This window comes from Aurantibacter sp., assembly GCF_039941195.1.
Lineage (GTDB): Bacteria > Bacteroidota > Bacteroidia > Flavobacteriales > Flavobacteriaceae > Aurantibacter_A.
Genome location: NZ_JBDVFA010000061.1, coordinates 53,888 through 72,278 on the forward strand (window position 1 = coordinate 53,888; position 18,391 = coordinate 72,278).

The window sequence follows — 18,391 nt, forward strand, 5'->3', positions numbered from 1 at the left end:
CTATTTAAAGTTAAACCAAAAGCGCACACCTTCTCCGCCTTTGTCAACATTAAGAACTGTTTGTAGTTGATTTGCCAATCTGTTCATTAAACGTAGCCCCATGGAGCTATTTGCACGTTCGTCTGTATCTTCCGGAAGCCCAACACCATTGTCGGTATATTCAAAGAAACCTTCTTCACCCTTTGTTCTTCTTAAGTGAATATAAATTTTACCATTCTCTTCATCATTCGGAAAGGCATATTTAAAAGAGTTAGAAACTAATTCATTCAGCATTAAACCAAATGGAATAGCCCTATCGATATCTAATTCAACTCCCTCAGCATCAATGGTTATATTAATATTATGACCTCCTTTTTTGTAAACTGATTGCACACTATTAATTAAGCTTTCAATATAGCCTTGCATTTCAATTACGGAAAGATCATCATGTTGGTACAATTTCTGGTGAATTAATGCCATTGCTTTCACCCTACTTTTACCCTCTTCAAGAGCTTCTATTGCAGCTTTACTTCTAGTGTTTTTAGTTTGCAAACTCAATAAACTAGAAACCATTTGAAGGTTATTTTTCACCCTATGATGAATTTCTTTTAACAAAGAATCTTTTTCAACAAGGGCATTTTCAATTATACCTTTTTGTTTTGCAATGAGGCGTTGATTTTTGATACTACGCATATAGGCATAAACGAGGCCTGCTAGAAAAAGTAATGTGAAAACTAAAAATATAATTACTAAATCATTACGTTTCTCTTTAGCATCCAATTCGTTTCTACTTTGCTCTAATAATGCACGCTGATTTGAAATCATCGTTTGATTATTTTTAAAATCTCTTCCCATAACAGATGCCAACATCTGTTTTTGTACTTCTGATTTATTTATGGCAATTGAATCGTGAATACGTAAATTTCTTTTTAGATACTGGGTTGAATTTCTATAATCACCTGTTTTTTCATAATAGGCAGCGAATAAAACATTCTTTTTTAAAATGTCTTTAGTTCTTTTAATATCAACGTTATCACTTAAGTAATCTGTAGCTTTTTCAAAATCCTCTAATTGAATATAGCAATCTGCAATGGCCAGAATATTTTCAATATAATCTTTTGAATATTTGCCAGCGTTGTGTTTTTTAATGAACTCTAAACTACTTTCTAATTTTGGTATGGCTAACTCATAATTTTTCATCTGAGCATAACATTTACCAATATTTCCTTCAATAATACCTTTTAACAGCAGTCCTTTAGTTTCACTTTTCTCAGTTTTATCCAACATAAAGTCGTTGATATAAACCTCTATATAACCGAAGGCCTTTTTGTAATTACTAAGTGCTATCGGAATAGAATTATCGAGTCTCAAAAAACTACCGACATTATTGTAAAAATCGGCTTGCGCAAATGAATCGGTATCGTCTAAGTTTGGTCTTACTTTATCAAAATAGTCATCAAATGCAGCTCTATACATTCCTAGGTTAGCATAAATATCATAGAAATATACATTCTCAATTATACCAGATTCTTTTTTCTTTTCTCGAATATTCATCTGCTCATCATACAGCTCTAACTGACCGTAAGTCTGATCCATGATATCCAATAAAACAGTTTTCTGCTCTATTTCAAGGGCATCAACATTTTTATAGACGTCTTTAGCTATTGCTAATCCCTTTTCAAAATCACCTAAATCATGATAAATTTGAGATTGTATTAATTTATAGTATCGTATGGCCGAAGAATCCCTTTCCCTTTCCGATTCGATTTCATATTCACTTACCCTATCAAACCAATCGTATGCAGAATTCTCTTGATATCTGTTTGAAGTATTAAAGAAAAAAGTGAATCGTTCTGTGGCTCCTTCTAGTTTTATAAAGCTTTCGTATGAATTAACTTCAGGAATTTCCAAGTCCTGTCCGTACACAGATGTAACAGATACGCTGTAAAATAGCGTTAAGCAAAAGAAATTGAAAAGTAACTTTTTCATGGTTTAGTGAACGGAACAAAGCAAAACATTATATATTTCAACGCTTTGTCTTAATATTTGTTGTCGCCAAATAACGTTTTTGACATTTAATTTTCAATTAAAAACGTTGTTTTACCATGATATTCGATTTTGTTTCATTTTCATGGCAGTATTAATTGAATTCTCGATGTAATAAGTGGTCCAAGTTTTTATTTAAAAAAATAAATAGATTCTTATTGTAGTACAAAATTAGTGCTTCAACAAAATTTCGTTTTCCATTTGTTGCATAAGTGCTGTTTTTTGTGGTTAGATTCCATTTCAGTACAAAAAAGTGTATTTCAACGAATATATTTACCGTTTATCGATGAATCAATAATTATAAATATGTAATATTCTTCAAACATATACAGTATTTACCTACAAAATATGATATGGTATAATTTATTCCATAAAAAAAGGTGCTTAATAAAACACCTTTCTTTTTATTATATATTTTAAAAAAATTAAGAATTCATTGCGGAAATTATAAACTCTTTAAAATCCTTCGAAATTGGAATTAAAGTTTCATTAATCATAATATCTTTAGAGTTAATAGCATCAATATGATCTACGTTAACGATATAAGATTTATGCGCTCTGTAAAATTTATTCTTTGGTAATTTTTCTAAATAATCTTTAAGGGGTGAACGAACTAAAAACTTCTTATCAATTGTATTAACCTCTAAGTAAACGTTATCTGCTTTTATAAACTGAATATCACCAAACTGAATTCTATAATACAGATGTTGTTTTTTTACAAAAATAGAATCTTTTAATACCGCATTAGACATAGGACCATCAGCAACAGCAGCTGGCGCACTTTCACCATTTTCACCTTTTGGTGATTGTATAAAATTAGAAAGCGCAATTTCAATGGAAGTATATAAATCTTGTTGTTCAAATGGTTTTACCAAATATCCATTTGGTTTAACAGTTTTGGCATTTTCAACTGTAGCACGATCCGAGTTAGATGTAACGAAAATAAAAGGGATATCGTAATTTTCTCGAATATGCTTACCAAGATCAATACCTGTTTTATCAGAAGCAAGTATAATATCTATTAAAACAAGATCAACTTCTTTTGTTTTTAATACTTCTTCTGCCTGTTCATAGACAATAACATTATCAACAATTTCATAGCCAATCTCTTCAAGCATAGATTGCATATCATCTGCGATGATAACATTGTCTTCAACGATAAGAATTCTAATTGGTTGTTCCAAGATATAGGGCGTTTAGGTGGTTAGTTAGCATTTAAATTTAGTTTTTATAATAACAGCTGAAAAAATCAGTACAGCCAAGAAAAATGTGCTTAACGCCAATTTCTTAAGCTCCGGGTCTAACAATACTGGTTCTTTGATATTATACACCTTAAACAAATGTACGAAAATCAACACAAATGCAATTATAGGCAAGTATAGTAGCCAATTATTAAAGCTTATACCCATAAAAACAACCGTACAGAGAAAAGAAATTAGCACTAATGAATAATGGTATTTCTTTCCATTTTCAAACCCCATCAATACTACTAACGTATTCTTTTGAGATTTCTTATCAGTTTCATAATCTCTTAGGTTATTTAAATTTAATACTGCTGTACAAAGCAGTCCAATTGCTATTGCGGGCAATATTGATATTAGTGTAATAAATTTTGTATACAGAAACATTGAGCCTAACACTGCGAGCATTCCGAAAAATAAAAAGACAAACAAATCGCCAAGTCCTTTATAACCATATGCAGTATCGCCAACGGTATATTTTATTGCTGCCCAAATACTCAAGAATCCTAAAACCGAAAATAGTAGTATATATTCAAGCTTTTCATTACCAAATGCTGTGAATACCAAAAAACCAACAAAAACTAAACTTATTAAAATTGAAATGATAATTCCATTTTTCAATTCTTTTCGCGATAACAAGCCAGCTTGTAATGCTCTTTTAGGGCCAATCCTGGTATCATTATCGGTACCTTTTACTCCATCGCCATAATCGTTAGCAAAATTCGAAGTAATTTGAAATCCTATTGTAGTCAGTAGCGCAAGAGTGAATACTAATGAATCACTTTTACCATGATACTTTGCAAGAGCAGTACCAACAATAATTCCAGATACAGAAAGCGGTAATGTACGTAACCTAGCGGCATTTAACCATGCCTTAATTTTTGTCAAAACTAATAGGGATCTTCTATTTGAATTCGTTTTCCATCTTTATAAGAGGCAACAAATGCATCTTGGAAACCTATATCCACAAGTTCTGCTCTAAATTTTTGTGCTTCCTCTAATGTGCCAAAATTACCTAGAGAATACGAATAAAACGGATTTGTTTTTACAAACAATGTATTTGTCAAGGCCTCAGAAGCTAATGCTACATTATTATCCACAAACGACTTTACTTGTACTGAATATATTGTTTCTTTTTCCAAGAACTTTTTGGCTAAATAAAAGTCATTAACCAAACTAAGTTCTTCATTTTGCTGTTTTAAATTATCGATACGAGATTTTATTGCATCCAAACTATCTATTGAAACTAAAAGATTGTTTTGTTGTTCAAAAGAATTCTTATTCATGCTTAATCCTGCCGTTAAACCTGTTACAGCCAAAGTACCTGCCAAAAACAATGCTGTAATTCCACCAAGAACGTTACGTTGAATTTTACTAGTTTTCAACTCTTTGTTCTTGATTTTTATTTGATCTAACAATCGCTCGTTAATAATCTGAGCTTTATCTATATCCTTGTGCAATTCTAATAAATCGCTTTCTTCTATAAAAGGCATGTTTACAGGGTTTTACAGGGTTCCATATAAAGTTAACCAAATAACATCAATGTTTTTCAATTTGGGTAACAGAATGTTGTAAAAGTAAAAATTTTAGTGGTAAAACCTAATTAATTCGTGGTCAATTAAATTTAAAAATTAGATATTCTTTTAAACCCTGTATTTAAGACAATTACGTACTTAAATTAAATAAACACCGTCTTCTTTTATTTCTATTTTTCGAGCTTTGTATAATACTCCAATTCCTTTTTTAAAAGATTTTTTACTCATTTGAAGTACTTTAGAAATATCCTGCGGATTCGATTTATCATGCAATGGTAAAAAACCATTTCGTTCAACTATTTTATTAAGAATTTTTTCTGCAGTTGGCTCTAAACTACCAACTCCTAATGGCTGTAATGAAACATCAATTTTATTATCGGGCCTTATATTTTTTATGTAACCTATAATTTTATCGCCAATAGCAATTTTCTGAAAAACCTCATTATCATAAACAAGACCTTTATGCGTATTATTAATTATTACTTCCCAACCTAAATCGGTTAAACGGGTAACTATTAAATCTACTTTATCACCATTGCCAATCGTTAAATTTTCATTTTCCAGAAAACGTTCTAATTTATTTGACCCAACAAGTCGAAAAGTTTTTTCATCGAGATAACAGTAGACCACGTACCATTGATCTTCTTTCATTTTATCGCGTTGTTCACTGAACGGAACTAATAAGTGCTTTTCCAAACCCCAGTCCAAAAAAGCGCCAAATTGGTTTACTTCAGCCACGCGTAACAAACTAAAAGTATTTCGCTTTATAAAGGGGTCGATATTTGTAGAAACTGGTCTTTCCTCATGATCTAGGTAACAAAACACACGAAGCATATCCCCTATTGCATATGTTTCTGGTACATATTTATTTGGCAATAAGATTTCTGTTCCACCTTCACTACCTAAAAAAAGTCCGACACTGGTGTCTCTTAAGATTTCCAGTTCATTATAATTACCCAATTCGATCATTCTACAAAGGTATGTTTAAATTTAAGGGCACAAAAAAACCGTCAAACAAAAGCTTGACGGTTTTAATAACTTATTAAAATTTACTTGTTATATACTGCAGCCTTATTAAAGTGCTTGCATAACATGTAATAAATTACAGCGCGATGCTTATTTCTATTTGAAGAGCCATAAGTATCCATAACGCTATTTATAGCTTCCATTAATTTAGGACTATCATCTAGACCTAATTTTTTCAACAAATAGTTTTTCTTAACTGTTTCCAATTCTTTTGGATCTCCTCCAGATACTTTAGATGCATCAAGATTGTAAATAGCGGGGCCTAAACCAATTGTTACTTTTGTTAAAAGATCCATATCTGGTGTTTCACCAAATTTGTCTTTGATATCAGCAACATACTTTACGATTAAATCGTCTCTTTTTGAACTCATAATTAAAGTGTTTAATAAATGTTTATAGTAATATGTTAATAGTTATGGACTGCTAAGATATGAAATCGAAATAATTGAGCAAAATTTCATTGTTGATAGATTTAGGAGTTTTTATCTCCATAACCTTAGGTTTTTCTGATGCTTTAAAAAAATCATGAAGCTCATTTTGTAAGTTTTCCACATTATTTGTAGTAAAAAAATCTAAACCATACAAACCACATAAATGGGAAATATCAAGTTTTTGTGGAGTTTCAAAATAAGTTTCAAAATTTGCTGTTTCTCGATGACCAGGAAGTATTCTAAAAATTCCACCACCTTCATTATTAATTACAATTACTCTGAAATTTTTTTGAATATAATTATTCCATAAACCATTACTGTCATATAAAAAACTTAAATCCCCTGTAATTAAGAGTGTTGGTGATCTACTGTAAACAGCGGCGCCAACTGCTGTCGACACGCTACCATCAATACCACTTGTACCTCTATTACAAAAAACGGTTAAGGACGTATTTAAATCAAAAAGTTGGGCATAGCGCACAGTGGAGCTATTGGACAATTGCAATTGATATGAATTAGGTATACTTTCCAATATTTGTTTAAAAGCGAACATATCAGAAAATGGTATAGTTTTTAAATATTCTTCACGTTTAAATTCGTAATGTTTTTTTCGCGCATTCCAATATTCAAAATAACTTACCTGCTTCGGTTTTATGTGTCCAATAAAACTCTTAAAAAAGCTGTTTGGGTGTGTTTTAAAATGATGAGTTAAGCTAAAAAAAGTATCATTCGCTTTTTTAGAATTTATGTGCCAATGGTGCTCCGGTTTATAATTTCTTAGAAAAGCTTTAATTTTTTTAGATACGATTAGGCCTCCAAACGAAAGCAGTATATTAGGTTGTAGTGCATTAAAAAGTGCTTCTTTATTCTCAGATTTTTCAATCGGCGCTATGATACTATCTATACTAGTAAAAAATCTACTATGATGTAAATTAGACGTGGTTTCAGTTAAAAAAATAACCGAATCATCTGCCGCTAAAATATCAAGATAACTTTGTTCAATATCATTCGGTGGATTAGTACCAACCAATACCATTTTGCGATTCGATTTATTCCATATCGAAATAAACGCACATAAATCTTCATCTCGTTCCAAAGTTTTTACCGACAACCTATCATTCAAAGATTCCTTCTTCACCATAACCATATCATATAACGGTTCTTCAAAAGGTATATTGATATGAACAGGTATGGCAGAATTACTTGCCATAGTCAATGCCTTTTCAACCTCAGTACTATTAAATTCAAATACTTTACGCTGAGCACGTTCAACAGTATCGTCATTAATAAGTTCTGGAGCATATTTTAGAATACGATTGGTAGCATGTGATACATCCAATTTTAGATTTGCAGAATACCCAATATGTCTGTCAAAAACATTGTCTTGTCGTATTGTTTGACCATCACCGATATCTATTTTATATCCGGGCCGATCTGCAGAAATCAACACGAGTGGAATATCGCTATAAAAAGCTTCAGCAACTGCCGGATAATAATTTAATAGCGCACTCCCAGAAGTACATATAGCAGCGACAGGTTCTCTCAATTGCTGGGCCAAACCCATAGCAAAGAATGCCGCACAGCGCTCATCCACAATACTAAAACATTTAAAAAAAGAATCTTCGGTAAAACTTAATGTAAGTGGTGCATTTCTTGAACCTGGTGATATTACAATGTTCCTAATGCCATAGCGTTTACATTCTTGAACTAATAGTTGAGCAGACGGTATACTTGATTGTTCCATAAGTGTTGAACGAATTCCACACAAAAATACGACCCAAGTTTATGCTACCCAAAAATATTAATTGGAAAGCACGCGCAACATGGTACGGCTCTTATTAACCGTTTCTTGCCATTCTTTTTCAGGATTAGAATCTTTAGTAACTCCTCCCCCAACATAAATTTTAAATATATTTTCAATTTTTTGCATACATCTAAGATTAACATATAATGTGGTTAATTTAGAATCGTTAAAATTTAATTCCCCTAAATAGCCTGCGTAAAACTCACGGTCATACGATTCATTATTTAAAATATATTGCATCGTTTCTTTTTTCGGAAATCCACAAACCGCCGGTGTCGGATGCAAGGCACTTATAATTTCTTGTAATTTATTTGATTTTAAAACTCCCGTTATTTTTGTTCTTAGATGAAGTAATTCTCCAGCCCTAATAGTTTCTAATTCTGATTTTTGCAGATTATCAACTTTATCATCCAACGCATTTATAATAAAATCAGTAACTAACGCTTGTTCATCAATTTCCTTAGACCCCCAATTCGGCTTAGATACTCTTTGATAAGGCATAGTACCAGCCAAAGACATTGTTGTGATTACCGCTTTATTGGTTTGTAACAAAATTTCAGGAGTTGCACCTAACCATAATCCAACTTTTGGATGGTACCACAAATAGCAAAATGCATTTTTATAAATTGACACTATTCTTTTAAAAAGTGTAATGGGTGAAGTCGTGTTTTCTACAGTGAGACTACGAGATAAAACTACCTTCCGAAATTGACCAGATTCAATTTCATTAATTGTTTTTTTTAGTAATGCTATATAAGAATTACGTTGGGAATCGGAATTAATTTCAGAATCAATAGTATTAACTTTTAAAGTTACACTTGAGAATTCTTCGCTATAACTTTCATCGCTTTTAATAATTATGGGGTCCGTTTTCGATTCAAATGGTGCAAATACAAATCCGGTTTCACTAAAATCTATTACGTTATTAAGTGCATCATCATTTTGTAGTATAGCAAGAATTTCTGACTCTTTTGATTTACTATAAACCACAAACGGAAGCTCAGCACTTAACTGTTTTTCAATACGTTGCCACATATTACTTTTTCGGTAAGGCAATGGTTGATAGTCTACACGATGATATTAATTTACCATCGCTATCTACAACTTTTACATCCCACAATTGTGTAGTTCTACCCATATGTATGGCGGTAGCAGTAGCATAAATTACACCATCTCTAATACCCCCAACATGATTCGCAGTAATTTGCGTTCCACGTATCATCGCATCCTTTGTATTTAAGAAAATATGAGCAGCAACACTACCAACACTTTCTGCCAAAGCTGCGGTAGCTCCCCCATGCAAAACGCCATCCGGTTGATGAACTGCAGGAGTTACGGGCATTTTAGCAGTTAGATAATTTTCACCAACATCTACATACTCAATACCCAAAGTTTCCATAAAAGTATTTTTTGTGGATTCGTTACAGATTTTAAGTATCTTCTCTTGGAATTCATTCATAAAATTGAATTTTTGTAAAAATACTATTACCATCTGAAATATATTCAAGTCGAGCCTGGCAATTTGCAATTAAAATATGAATAGCACCGAAAAACAGAATACGTATACCACTACGAATACCTATACCACATTAAATAATATTGGTTCTAAAACTAAAAATGTTTGGATTGTTTTTCATGGCATCGGTTACTTAAGCCGATATTTTATTAATTACTTCAACACACTTAATTCGAATGAGAATTATATTATAGCTCCTCAAGCGCCTTCAAAATATTATTTAAAAAATCAATACAAGCATGTAGGAGCCAGCTGGTTAACTAGAGAAGGAACTGATATTGAAATTGAGAATGTATTAAATTCGATAGATTCTGTGATACAGAATGAAAATATACCGAAGAACTTGAACCTCATTATTTTTGGATTTTCTCAAGGCGTTTCTATAGCGACAAGATGGGTGGCAAAAAGAAAAATAAAATGTTCACAACTTATTTGTTACGCCGGCGCTTTACCTAATGAATTAAAAGCTACAGATTTTGATTTTTTAGAAGAAAACGGAACAGTTGTCACTACTATAGTTGGCGATAAAGACGAATACTTATCAGCTGATAAATTACAATCAGAAAACAAGAGAATTAAAACGCTATTTAAGGACAGCACAAAAGCTATTATTTTTGATGGTAGGCATGAAATGAAAAGAGAAATAATAAGCAATCTCGTGAAATAAAAGCTAAATATCTTATTCTGGCTTTGCTACTTTTTCTTCTGGAAAATAATCGATTTTACGTGTAGTATATAGATTGTCAGGAGTGATAATTTCCTTTACCCAATTACCAGAATCTCCATTATCAAATTGATAAATATACTGTTGTAATTTATCTGAATTTCCTACTGAAGTTATAATTTTATTTTTAACACCACTTTGAACATAACTAATACTTTTCTTTTCTCGAGGCACTAATTTCTTAGCCTTACCATCATATGTAAATTGGGTCTCAGAAATTAATTGTTTATTTTTAAAAACCTTTTCTACAGCTGTAGCTATAACACCATCCATGTAATCCGTTGTAAAATCCGTTATAGTATTATTGTCTTTATCAATTGTAACCTTAATAGTTTTCTTGATAACACCATTTAAACTATAAACTTCTTCGGTACTATTGTCTTTTGTGGAATGTTCTATTACAGTTTCATTTTCTCCATCGGTGCCAGAATGTAAAATTGCAATTAATTTACCTTCTGTATCATAACTATATTGATAACTATCTAAAAATTCCTTTTCGTATGAAAATACCTTTTCAATCACCACACGTGGATTAGATTGTTCCACTGTATAAAAATTACCAAAAGAAATAGCTGGGTCAAATTTACCTTCTCTGTAATTCTCCGTACGTTTTTCAACTAACTGATTTTCCTCAAATTTATATCTCGTTATATCGTAGTCCGTATCGCTGTATCGTGTTACAGACTTTATTAACCTTCCTTTTTTATCAAATTCATATTCTTCTTTACCATATTTTGTAACCACTAAGCATGACTTCACATTACCTTTTAAGTCAAAATCTTCGACTTTAAAAACCTGTGCTTCTTGGGCCGATAACTTAAAAAAGCTAAAAGCAAGAAAAATGAATATTGTAAAAAGATTAGTATTAATCATATGGTAAAATTACTTGTTATTCCTGCAAATAGAAACAATTACCGTGCTAAATCTATATTAAGTCTATACAACGCATTCTATTTAATTTTATTGAATAAAGTCTGACCTGTATCTTTAACCTCAAATAACTACTTGAAAAACCTTAAAAACATGTTGAAACAGAATCTTTTAATACTGTTAATAATTATTGTTAGTTCTTGTAAAACTAAAAAAGAAACAACGCAAAAGTCCGAGTCTTTTACAATTGGTGTGGTTGCGGACTGCCAATATTGTTTCTGCGAGCCTTCGAACGTTAGATATTATAAAAAATCTCCAGATCGCTTACGACATGCCGTTGATATTTTAAATAGTCAAGATTTAAATTATTCCATTCATTTAGGTGATTTTATTGATAAGAATTTTACAAGTTTTGATACAGTTGCTCCTATTTGGAATAGTCTTAAAGCTGATAAATACCATGTATTGGGAAACCACGATTTTAGCGTAGCAGATTCGTTAAAACCATTAGTTTTTGAAAAAATGAATCTCACAAATCGCTACTACAGTGTTGTAAAAAACAATTGGCGATTTATTATTTTGGATGGCAATGACCTAAGTGTTCATGGAGCACTCACGAAAAAGAAGCAACAACAAACCGATTCTATTTTCGAACTTTTGTCTAAAAAAGACCTTCCAAATTTAGTAAAATGGAATGGTGGACTTAGTAATGAACAATTATCATGGGTAGAAAGTGAACTAATATTGGCGCAAGAGAAAAATGAACACGTAGGCTTTTATTGTCACTTTCCTGCTTTTGGTGAAGAACAGTCGCATAACTTGTGGAATTATGAACAACTACTCGACCTTATCGCCAAATACGATTGCGTTCAATTTTATTTCAATGGACACAATCACAATGGAAGTTATGTAAAAAAAAACGGGGTACATTTTTTAAATTTTAAAGGAATGGTTGATACAGAAAATACAACTTCTTTCGCCACAGTGAACTTTACAAAAGATTCAATTCTTGTAAATGGTTATGGTAGGGAGCCATCAAGAAAACTGAAATTAAAGTAATCCTCTAAAACCAATAAAAAAACCCGCAAGATATAATTCTTGCGGGTTTTATATATAAAGATTAAAACGCTATTTCACTTCTTCGAAATCTACGTCTTCAACGTTATCACCTTCTCCAGCACCTGCATCAGCAGTAGCCTCTCCTTCAGGAGCTGCACCACCTTGTTGTGCCTCAGCTTGCGCTTTGTACATTTCTTCAGATGCTACTTTCCAAGCCTCATTAATTTTTTCTAAAGCTGGCTCAATAACTGCTATATCTTTAGTATCAAATGCAGTTTTCAACTCTTCCAAAGCTTCTTCAACTGGCTTTTTCTTTTCATCAGATAATTTATCTCCGAATTCTTTTAACTGTTTTTCAGTTTGAAAAATCATGCTGTCAGCTTCATTCAACTTACTTGCTTTTTCCATTGCAGCTTTATCCGACTCAGCATTAGCTTCAGCTTCAGCTTTCATCTTTTTGATTTCTTCATCTGTAAGTCCAGAAGAGGCTTCAATTCTAATATCTTGTGTTTTATTAGTAGCCTTATCTGTAGCTGAAACTTTAATAATACCGTTTGCATCAATATCAAAAGTTACTTCAATTTGTGGCGTACCTCTTTGTGCAGGTGGAATTCCATCTAAATGAAAACGACCAATAGTTTTGTTATCAGCAGCCATTGCACGCTCACCTTGTAATACATGAATTTCAACCGAAGGCTGGTTATCAGCCGCTGTAGAAAATACTTGCGATTTCTTAGTAGGTATCGTTGTATTGGCTTCTATTAATTTTGTAAAAACATTACCCATAGTTTCAATTCCTAATGAAAGCGGAGTAACATCTAATAACAATACATCTTTTACATCTCCTGTTAAAACACCACCTTGTATTGCCGCACCAACTGCAACAACTTCATCTGGGTTTACACCTTTAGAAGGCGCTTTTCCGAAGAATTTCTCAACTGCTTCTTGCACAGCAGGAATACGAGTTGACCCACCAACCAAAATAATCTCATCAATATCACTTTTTGAAAGTCCAGCTGCTTTTAAAGCTGTTTGACAAGGCTCAATTGTACGTGCTACTAAATCTGAAATCAATTGCTCAAACTTAGCGCGAGATAATGTGCGCACCAAGTGCTTTGGTCCAGTTGCTGTAGCAGTAACATAGGGTAAATTAATTTCGGTTTGTGCAGAAGAAGACAATTCAATTTTCGCTTTTTCAGCAGCTTCACGCAAACGTTGCAAAGCCATTGCATCTTCACGAAGATCAATACTTTCATCTTTTTTGAATTCTTCAGCCAACCAATCAATTATTTTTTGATCAACATCATCACCACCTAAGTGTGTGTCACCATCGGTTGATAATACTTCAAATACACCATCTCCTAATTCTAAGATAGAAACATCATGTGTACCACCACCAAAATCAAAAACAACAATTTTTTGATCGGTATCTTTCTTATCCATACCGTAAGCTAAAGAAGCCGCGGTAGGTTCATTAATAATTCTTTCAACAGTTAAACCAGCAATCTCACCAGCTTCTTTTGTTGCTTGACGTTGCGCATCATTAAAATATGCAGGAACTGTAATTACAGCTCTTGTCACATCTTGTCCTAAATAATCTTCAGCAGTTTTCTTCATTTTTTGAAGAATCATAGCTGACAATTCTTGTGGCGTATATAATCTTCCGTCTATATCTACACGTGGTGTATCATTATCACCTTTTACTACTTTATAAGGTACTCGTCCGGCTTCTTTACTAGATTCCGAATATTTGTTCCCCATAAAACGTTTAATTGAATAAACAGTTTTTTCTGGGTTTGTTACTGCCTGTCTTTTGGCAGGATCTCCAACTTTTATCTCGCCTCCTTCAACGAATGCGATTACAGACGGAGTAGTTCTTTTACCTTCTGCATTAGGAATAACCACTGGCTCGTTACCTTCCATAACCGAGACACAAGAGTTGGTTGTACCTAAATCTATTCCAATAATCTTGCTCATTTATATATGTATTTAATTAGCGTTTATTTTATAATCATTACACTAATGTCAAACAATATGCCAAGACAAAAATACTGACAGGATGTCATTTTATGTTCTTTTCATAGCGTAACTATGGGTTTATAGGCTTTTTTCATCAATTATTGTCGGTCTTCTAGAGTGCCATATGAGACTTTGACAGTTGAAATATTACTAAACGAGCTCAATATTCTTATAGCGATTTGAAGTAAAATTTTGTTTCTACTACTATTGTAATCGCAAAAGAAAGAACCTAAATTCATAGCATCAATTTTACAATCCTATCAAAATGAAAAATTATATAAATATCCTATTGCTTGTTTTTATGAGCACAACAACATTTGCGCAAGAGAATAAACTTTGTCAAGGTCATTATTGGACAGAAGATGAAGCAAATGCGGTGATGAAGCAATTTAAATCTGAATGGAATGATTTAGAGTCATGGGAAAAAAGACGCGACCGAATAAAACGAGGCATTATTGAAGGGATGCAGTTAGAGAAAATGCCTAAAATTACGGGTAATTTCAACACTGTTATTCACAGTAAAAGAGAAATGGATGGTTATATAGTAGAAAACATAGCAATAGAGAGTTTTCCTGGATTTTATGTCTCCGGAAATTTATATAGACCTACCGGAGATAAAGAAAAATATGCTGCCATTTTAAGTCCTCATGGGCATTTGGCTGATAAACGCTATACACATTACATTCAAAAAAGAGCTGCAGTATTAGCTCGCATGGGAGCTGTTGTCTTTGCTTACGATATGATAGGTTACGGAGAAAATGATCAGACCATTCACAAAATGCCAATAGCACTATTGTTACAAACATATAATAGCCAACGAGTATTAGATTATTTAATCTCTAGACCAGATGTGGATGCTACCAGAATAGGAATGACAGGTGGATCTGGTGGTGGAACACAAACCTTCATGTTAACCGCAATAGACCAGAGAATAACAGTTTCAGTACCAGCTGTACAAGTTTCTGCTCATTTTTTTGGCGGTTGTGTTTGCGAAAGTGGCATGCCTGTTCACCAAAGTAATGACCATCAAACCAATAACGTAGAAATAGCCGCATTATGTGCACCACGCCCATTACTGATGATATCTGATGGTGGTGACTGGACAAGTAATACACCTCGTGTCGAATACCCGTATGTACAAAAGGTATATGCACAATATAATGCTGAGAATAGAGTTGAGAATGTACACCTACCCTTGGAACGTCACGATTATGCGTATTCTAAAAGAGCTGCAGCTTACAATTTTTTGAAACATCATTTAAAGTTACCATATAATACACCGTATGATGATGGTTTTGATGAGAGCTACGTAACTATACTTTCAGCTGATGAGTTAAAGGTTTTTGATGCGGTGCACCCAAGACCAAAAGATGCTTTAATAGGCGAACAAGCGATAATGAAATATTTAAATATTGGATTGTAGTACAATTACTCTATTTTTAAAAAGAATGATTTTAAGATGAATATACCAGCAGAGCATAAAGAAGAAAAAGAACGATTAAAGGATTTAGAATCGTACTCCATACTTGATACCATTTCAGAATCTGATTATGATAATATTACGGCAATCGCTTCTGAAATATGTGGCACGAAAATCTCATTAATAAGTTTAATTGATAAAGACCGACAATGGTTTAAATCTTGCCATAATCTTGATGCCACTGAAACTCCAAGAGATTTAGCCTTTTGTGCTCATGCCATAAATGACCCAGACAATGTATTAATAGTGCAAGATGCCAGACAAGATGAACGCTTTCATGACAACCCTTTAGTTACAGGTGGTCCTGAGGTAATTTTCTACGCTGGTGTTCCATTAATTAGTGATAATGGATTACCTCTCGGCACATTATGTGTTATCGATGATAAACCAAAACTTTTAAGTCAAAGTCAAATTCAATCTTTGACTGCTTTGGGTAATCAAGTAATGAATATTTTAAACCTTAGGAAAACTAAAATTTCTTTAGAAAAAACACAAAAAACCTTAGAAGAGAAAAATCAAGAATTAGAGCGATTCGCATTTTTAGCGGCCCACGATTTAAAATCACCATTAACACATATCAACGGTTTTTCACAACTACTTATTAAACAATACGGCGATAAGTTAGATGATGATGGTAAAGAAATGCTAAACTTAATGGCTAAGTCTTCCGAAAAATTGAGAACATTAATTACAGGATTATTAGATTATAGTAGAAGTGAAAGTGTACTCTCTGAAAACAAAATGCAGATAAATCTTGAAGAATTAATTAAAGATATTAATGGTCTTTTTTCATTTGAAAATAATATGGTTTTGAATTTAAGCACTTTATTAAATGAGGTAAGCACTAATAGAGCTGCGCTAGAACAAGTTTTAATTAATCTTGTAACGAACGCTATTAAATATAATGACAAAGAAAAAGTAGAAATTGAAATAGGATTATCCGATACAGATACACACTACAAATTTTATGTAGAAGACAATGGCCCTGGAATAGCGATTGAAAATCAGAAAAAGATATTTGAAATATTTAATGTTTTTGCCAAAGAAGATAAATTTGGTGTTTCTGGCAATGGAATTGGACTCGCTACGGTTAAGAAAATTGTAGAAAAAAGTGGTGGTCAAATTAATGTAAAATCTGAAATTGGTAAAGGAGCTAAATTTATTTTTACAATTGAAAAATAAATAAAAGATTACCTAATTAACTCCTAATTACTTACAGTCTTCTTTTCGTCTAGTATCAATTAAATAAATAATTTTCCAAAGCTCACTTTCTTGTAACAATTGAAATGAATTAACCCCACAATGACTTAATTCACCGTTAATCCAAAATTTATACTTGGTCCAAGCAGTAGCCATTGGGCCATCAATTTGAATAGAATAATCCATAATCTTTTCTTCAAACTTCATATTTGAAGGTATTTTAGAAATACTGATAAGAAAATCACTGAAATCATCTGTTTTAATTTTATGACTTCCATCAGGCTCATTAATTATGGTTTGAAGTATAATTTGGTCGTTAACTACACTTTTTATTTTAATAGAATCTTGCGCATGAAAGCCTATAAAAAATTCTTCAATTGTTTGTTGTACCATTAACTCTTCTTTTGTCTGAGCAGAAATTTGTAGACATATAAAAATCGCTATTGTAGAAATAAATTTTTTCATTCTTAGTTAGTTTAATATCAACCAAAAATAACAGAATAATACAAACCCCTAAATCTTTAACTTTTTACCTATTTTTATCCCTCTAAAAAAAACTTAATGTCAACTGCAAAAAAAGAATACAAAAGAGTAACCGTTAAATCATTAATTGAAATGAAACAGCAAGGAGAAAAAATCTCCATGCTTACTGCTTACGATTATTCGATGGCCAAAATTGTTGATTCAGCAGGGGTCGATGTAATTTTGGTTGGCGATTCTGCCAGTAATGTTATGGCGGGCCATGAAACAACCCTGCCAATTACATTAGATCAAATGATTTACCATGCCACATCGGTAATAAGAGCTGTTAAAAGGGCCTTAGTAGTGGTCGATATTCCTTTCGGGAGTTATCAAAGTGACCCCAAAGAAGCGCTACGTTCTGCAATTCGAATTATGAAAGAAAGCGGAGCACATGCTGTTAAATTAGAAGGTGGTATTGAAATTAAAGAATCAGTAAAACGAATATTAAATGCAGGAATTCCAGTAATGGGACATTTAGGTTTAACACCACAAGCCATTTATAAATTTGGTACTTACGCAGTTAGAGCCAAAGAAAAAGATGAAGCTGAAAAGTTAATAGAAGATGCAAAATTATTGGAGAGACTCGGTTGCTTTAGCATTGTTCTAGAAAAAATACCAGCGAATTTAACCAAGAAAGTTTCGGAAAGCATATCCATTCCAACAATAGGCATTGGTGGAGGAAAACACGCCGATGGTCAAGTGCTGGTAATACACGACTTATTAGGGATGACCCATGAATTTAATCCTCGTTTTTTAAGACGCTACATGAATTTATATGAAGATATGGGTAATGCTATTGCACAATATGTGGGCGATGTAAAAAGCAAAAATTTTCCGAATGACGAAGAACAATATTAAGCTACCAATAAATTCAATAAAATTACTTTCAATTAGTAAAGTCTAAAATACTCCAAAAATTGTCTTTTTCATAAAAAATAC

Annotated in this window: 17 protein-coding genes; 5 read left to right on the plus strand and 12 right to left on the minus strand. The window is 32.5% G+C overall.

All coding sequences use genetic code 11. The annotated features are described in order from the left end of the window. The 9 genes from ABJF52_RS10330 to ABJF52_RS10370 form a co-directional block, all read right to left on the minus strand. A complete protein-coding gene (locus tag ABJF52_RS10330) occupies nucleotides 1-1,968 on the minus strand; it encodes a histidine kinase dimerization/phosphoacceptor domain -containing protein (protein WP_348149724.1) in 1,968 nt (655 codons plus the stop codon). A 482-nt stretch (nucleotides 1,969-2,450) separates the two neighbouring features. Then, nucleotides 2,451-3,209 carry a response regulator gene (locus ABJF52_RS10335; protein WP_348149726.1) on the minus strand — a complete coding sequence of 253 codons (759 nt, stop codon included), beginning with the start codon at nucleotides 3,207-3,209 and terminating at the stop codon, nucleotides 2,451-2,453. Between the two features lie 24 nt (nucleotides 3,210-3,233). Beyond that, complete coding sequence (gene menA / locus ABJF52_RS10340; RefSeq protein ID WP_348149728.1) at nucleotides 3,234-4,154, minus strand: 1,4-dihydroxy-2-naphthoate octaprenyltransferase; 921 nt, start codon at nucleotides 4,152-4,154, stop codon at nucleotides 3,234-3,236. 2 nt (nucleotides 4,155-4,156) lie between these two features. Then, on the minus strand, nucleotides 4,157-4,759 hold the full coding sequence (locus ABJF52_RS10345; RefSeq protein WP_348149730.1) for an SPOR domain-containing protein: 603 nt from the start codon (nucleotides 4,757-4,759) through the stop codon (nucleotides 4,157-4,159). 180 nt (nucleotides 4,760-4,939) lie between these two features. Next, on the minus strand, nucleotides 4,940-5,770 hold the full coding sequence (locus ABJF52_RS10350) for a S1-like domain-containing RNA-binding protein (RefSeq protein WP_348149732.1): 831 nt from the start codon (nucleotides 5,768-5,770) through the stop codon (nucleotides 4,940-4,942). Nucleotides 5,771-5,850: 80 nt separating this feature from the next. After that, nucleotides 5,851-6,198: a DUF2853 family protein gene (locus ABJF52_RS10355; protein ID WP_348149734.1), complete on the minus strand. Its 348-nt coding sequence runs from the start codon at nucleotides 6,196-6,198 to the stop codon at nucleotides 5,851-5,853. A gap of 52 nt (nucleotides 6,199-6,250) precedes the next feature. Then, nucleotides 6,251-8,002 (minus strand): 2-succinyl-5-enolpyruvyl-6-hydroxy-3-cyclohexene-1-carboxylic-acid synthase, encoded by a 1,752-nt coding sequence (menD, locus tag ABJF52_RS10360; RefSeq protein WP_348149736.1) that lies wholly within the window; start codon nucleotides 8,000-8,002, stop codon nucleotides 6,251-6,253. A gap of 57 nt (nucleotides 8,003-8,059) precedes the next feature. Then, nucleotides 8,060-9,097 carry a chorismate-binding protein gene (locus tag ABJF52_RS10365; protein WP_348149738.1) on the minus strand — a complete coding sequence of 346 codons (1,038 nt, stop codon included), beginning with the start codon at nucleotides 9,095-9,097 and terminating at the stop codon, nucleotides 8,060-8,062. Nucleotide 9,098: 1 nt separating this feature from the next. Beyond that, entirely contained in the window at nucleotides 9,099-9,521 is a 423-nt protein-coding gene (locus ABJF52_RS10370; protein ID WP_348149740.1) for a hotdog fold thioesterase, read from the minus strand. A gap of 76 nt (nucleotides 9,522-9,597) precedes the next feature. Between ABJF52_RS10370 and ABJF52_RS10375 the strand changes: the two genes are divergently transcribed. Beyond that, complete coding sequence (locus ABJF52_RS10375; protein WP_348149742.1) at nucleotides 9,598-10,245, plus strand: esterase; 648 nt, start codon at nucleotides 9,598-9,600, stop codon at nucleotides 10,243-10,245. Nucleotides 10,246-10,257: 12 nt separating this feature from the next. On the opposite strand, the gene ABJF52_RS10380 is transcribed toward ABJF52_RS10375, so the two are convergent. Further along, nucleotides 10,258-11,175, minus strand: a complete 918-nt coding sequence (locus ABJF52_RS10380; RefSeq protein ID WP_348149744.1) for a hypothetical protein — start codon at nucleotides 11,173-11,175, stop codon at nucleotides 10,258-10,260. Nucleotides 11,176-11,325: 150 nt separating this feature from the next. Between ABJF52_RS10380 and ABJF52_RS10385 the strand changes: the two genes are divergently transcribed. Continuing rightward, nucleotides 11,326-12,231, plus strand: a complete 906-nt coding sequence (locus tag ABJF52_RS10385; RefSeq protein WP_348149746.1) for a metallophosphoesterase — start codon at nucleotides 11,326-11,328, stop codon at nucleotides 12,229-12,231. A gap of 69 nt (nucleotides 12,232-12,300) precedes the next feature. On the opposite strand, the gene dnaK is transcribed toward ABJF52_RS10385, so the two are convergent. Further along, a complete protein-coding gene (gene dnaK / locus ABJF52_RS10390) occupies nucleotides 12,301-14,208 on the minus strand; it encodes a molecular chaperone DnaK (RefSeq protein WP_348149748.1) in 1,908 nt (635 codons plus the stop codon). 307 nt (nucleotides 14,209-14,515) lie between these two features. On the opposite strand from dnaK, the gene ABJF52_RS10395 reads away from it, so the two are divergent. Both ABJF52_RS10395 and ABJF52_RS10400 read left to right on the plus strand, forming a co-directional pair. Next, entirely contained in the window at nucleotides 14,516-15,673 is a 1,158-nt protein-coding gene (locus tag ABJF52_RS10395; RefSeq protein WP_348149750.1) for a prolyl oligopeptidase family serine peptidase, read from the plus strand. A gap of 36 nt (nucleotides 15,674-15,709) precedes the next feature. After that, complete coding sequence (locus tag ABJF52_RS10400; RefSeq protein ID WP_348149752.1) at nucleotides 15,710-16,912, plus strand: ATP-binding protein; 1,203 nt, start codon at nucleotides 15,710-15,712, stop codon at nucleotides 16,910-16,912. A gap of 27 nt (nucleotides 16,913-16,939) precedes the next feature. On the opposite strand, the gene ABJF52_RS10405 is transcribed toward ABJF52_RS10400, so the two are convergent. Next, entirely contained in the window at nucleotides 16,940-17,395 is a 456-nt protein-coding gene (locus ABJF52_RS10405; protein ID WP_348149754.1) for a nuclear transport factor 2 family protein, read from the minus strand. 96 nt (nucleotides 17,396-17,491) lie between these two features. Here ABJF52_RS10405 and panB point away from each other — a divergent pair, with 96 nt between their 5' ends. Continuing rightward, nucleotides 17,492-18,310 (plus strand): 3-methyl-2-oxobutanoate hydroxymethyltransferase, encoded by an 819-nt coding sequence (gene panB, locus ABJF52_RS10410; RefSeq protein ID WP_348149756.1) that lies wholly within the window; start codon nucleotides 17,492-17,494, stop codon nucleotides 18,308-18,310. Nucleotides 18,311-18,391: the final 81 nt, after the last annotated feature.

Excerpts from the sequence above, each read along its gene's own strand:
- ABJF52_RS10330 (WP_348149724.1), bottom strand. The coding sequence starts at position 1,968 with ATGAAAAAGTTACTTTTCAATTTCTTTTGCTTAACGCTATTTTACAGC.
- ABJF52_RS10345 (WP_348149730.1), bottom strand. The coding sequence starts at position 4,759 with ATGCCTTTTATAGAAGAAAGCGATTTATTAGAATTGCACAAGGATATA.
- ABJF52_RS10350 (WP_348149732.1), bottom strand. The coding sequence starts at position 5,770 with ATGATCGAATTGGGTAATTATAATGAACTGGAAATCTTAAGAGACACC.
- ABJF52_RS10355 (WP_348149734.1), bottom strand. The coding sequence starts at position 6,198 with ATGAGTTCAAAAAGAGACGATTTAATCGTAAAGTATGTTGCTGATATC.
- menD (WP_348149736.1), bottom strand. The coding sequence starts at position 8,002 with ATGGAACAATCAAGTATACCGTCTGCTCAACTATTAGTTCAAGAATGT.
- ABJF52_RS10365 (WP_348149738.1), bottom strand. The coding sequence starts at position 9,097 with ATGTGGCAACGTATTGAAAAACAGTTAAGTGCTGAGCTTCCGTTTGTG.
- ABJF52_RS10370 (WP_348149740.1), bottom strand. The coding sequence starts at position 9,521 with ATGAATGAATTCCAAGAGAAGATACTTAAAATCTGTAACGAATCCACA.
- ABJF52_RS10375 (WP_348149742.1), top strand. The coding sequence starts at position 9,598 with ATGAATAGCACCGAAAAACAGAATACGTATACCACTACGAATACCTAT.
- ABJF52_RS10380 (WP_348149744.1), bottom strand. The coding sequence starts at position 11,175 with ATGATTAATACTAATCTTTTTACAATATTCATTTTTCTTGCTTTTAGC.
- ABJF52_RS10385 (WP_348149746.1), top strand. The coding sequence starts at position 11,326 with ATGTTGAAACAGAATCTTTTAATACTGTTAATAATTATTGTTAGTTCT.
- dnaK (WP_348149748.1), bottom strand. The coding sequence starts at position 14,208 with ATGAGCAAGATTATTGGAATAGATTTAGGTACAACCAACTCTTGTGTC.
- ABJF52_RS10395 (WP_348149750.1), top strand. The coding sequence starts at position 14,516 with ATGAAAAATTATATAAATATCCTATTGCTTGTTTTTATGAGCACAACA.
- ABJF52_RS10400 (WP_348149752.1), top strand. The coding sequence starts at position 15,710 with ATGAATATACCAGCAGAGCATAAAGAAGAAAAAGAACGATTAAAGGAT.
- ABJF52_RS10405 (WP_348149754.1), bottom strand. The coding sequence starts at position 17,395 with ATGAAAAAATTTATTTCTACAATAGCGATTTTTATATGTCTACAAATT.
- panB (WP_348149756.1), top strand. The coding sequence starts at position 17,492 with ATGTCAACTGCAAAAAAAGAATACAAAAGAGTAACCGTTAAATCATTA.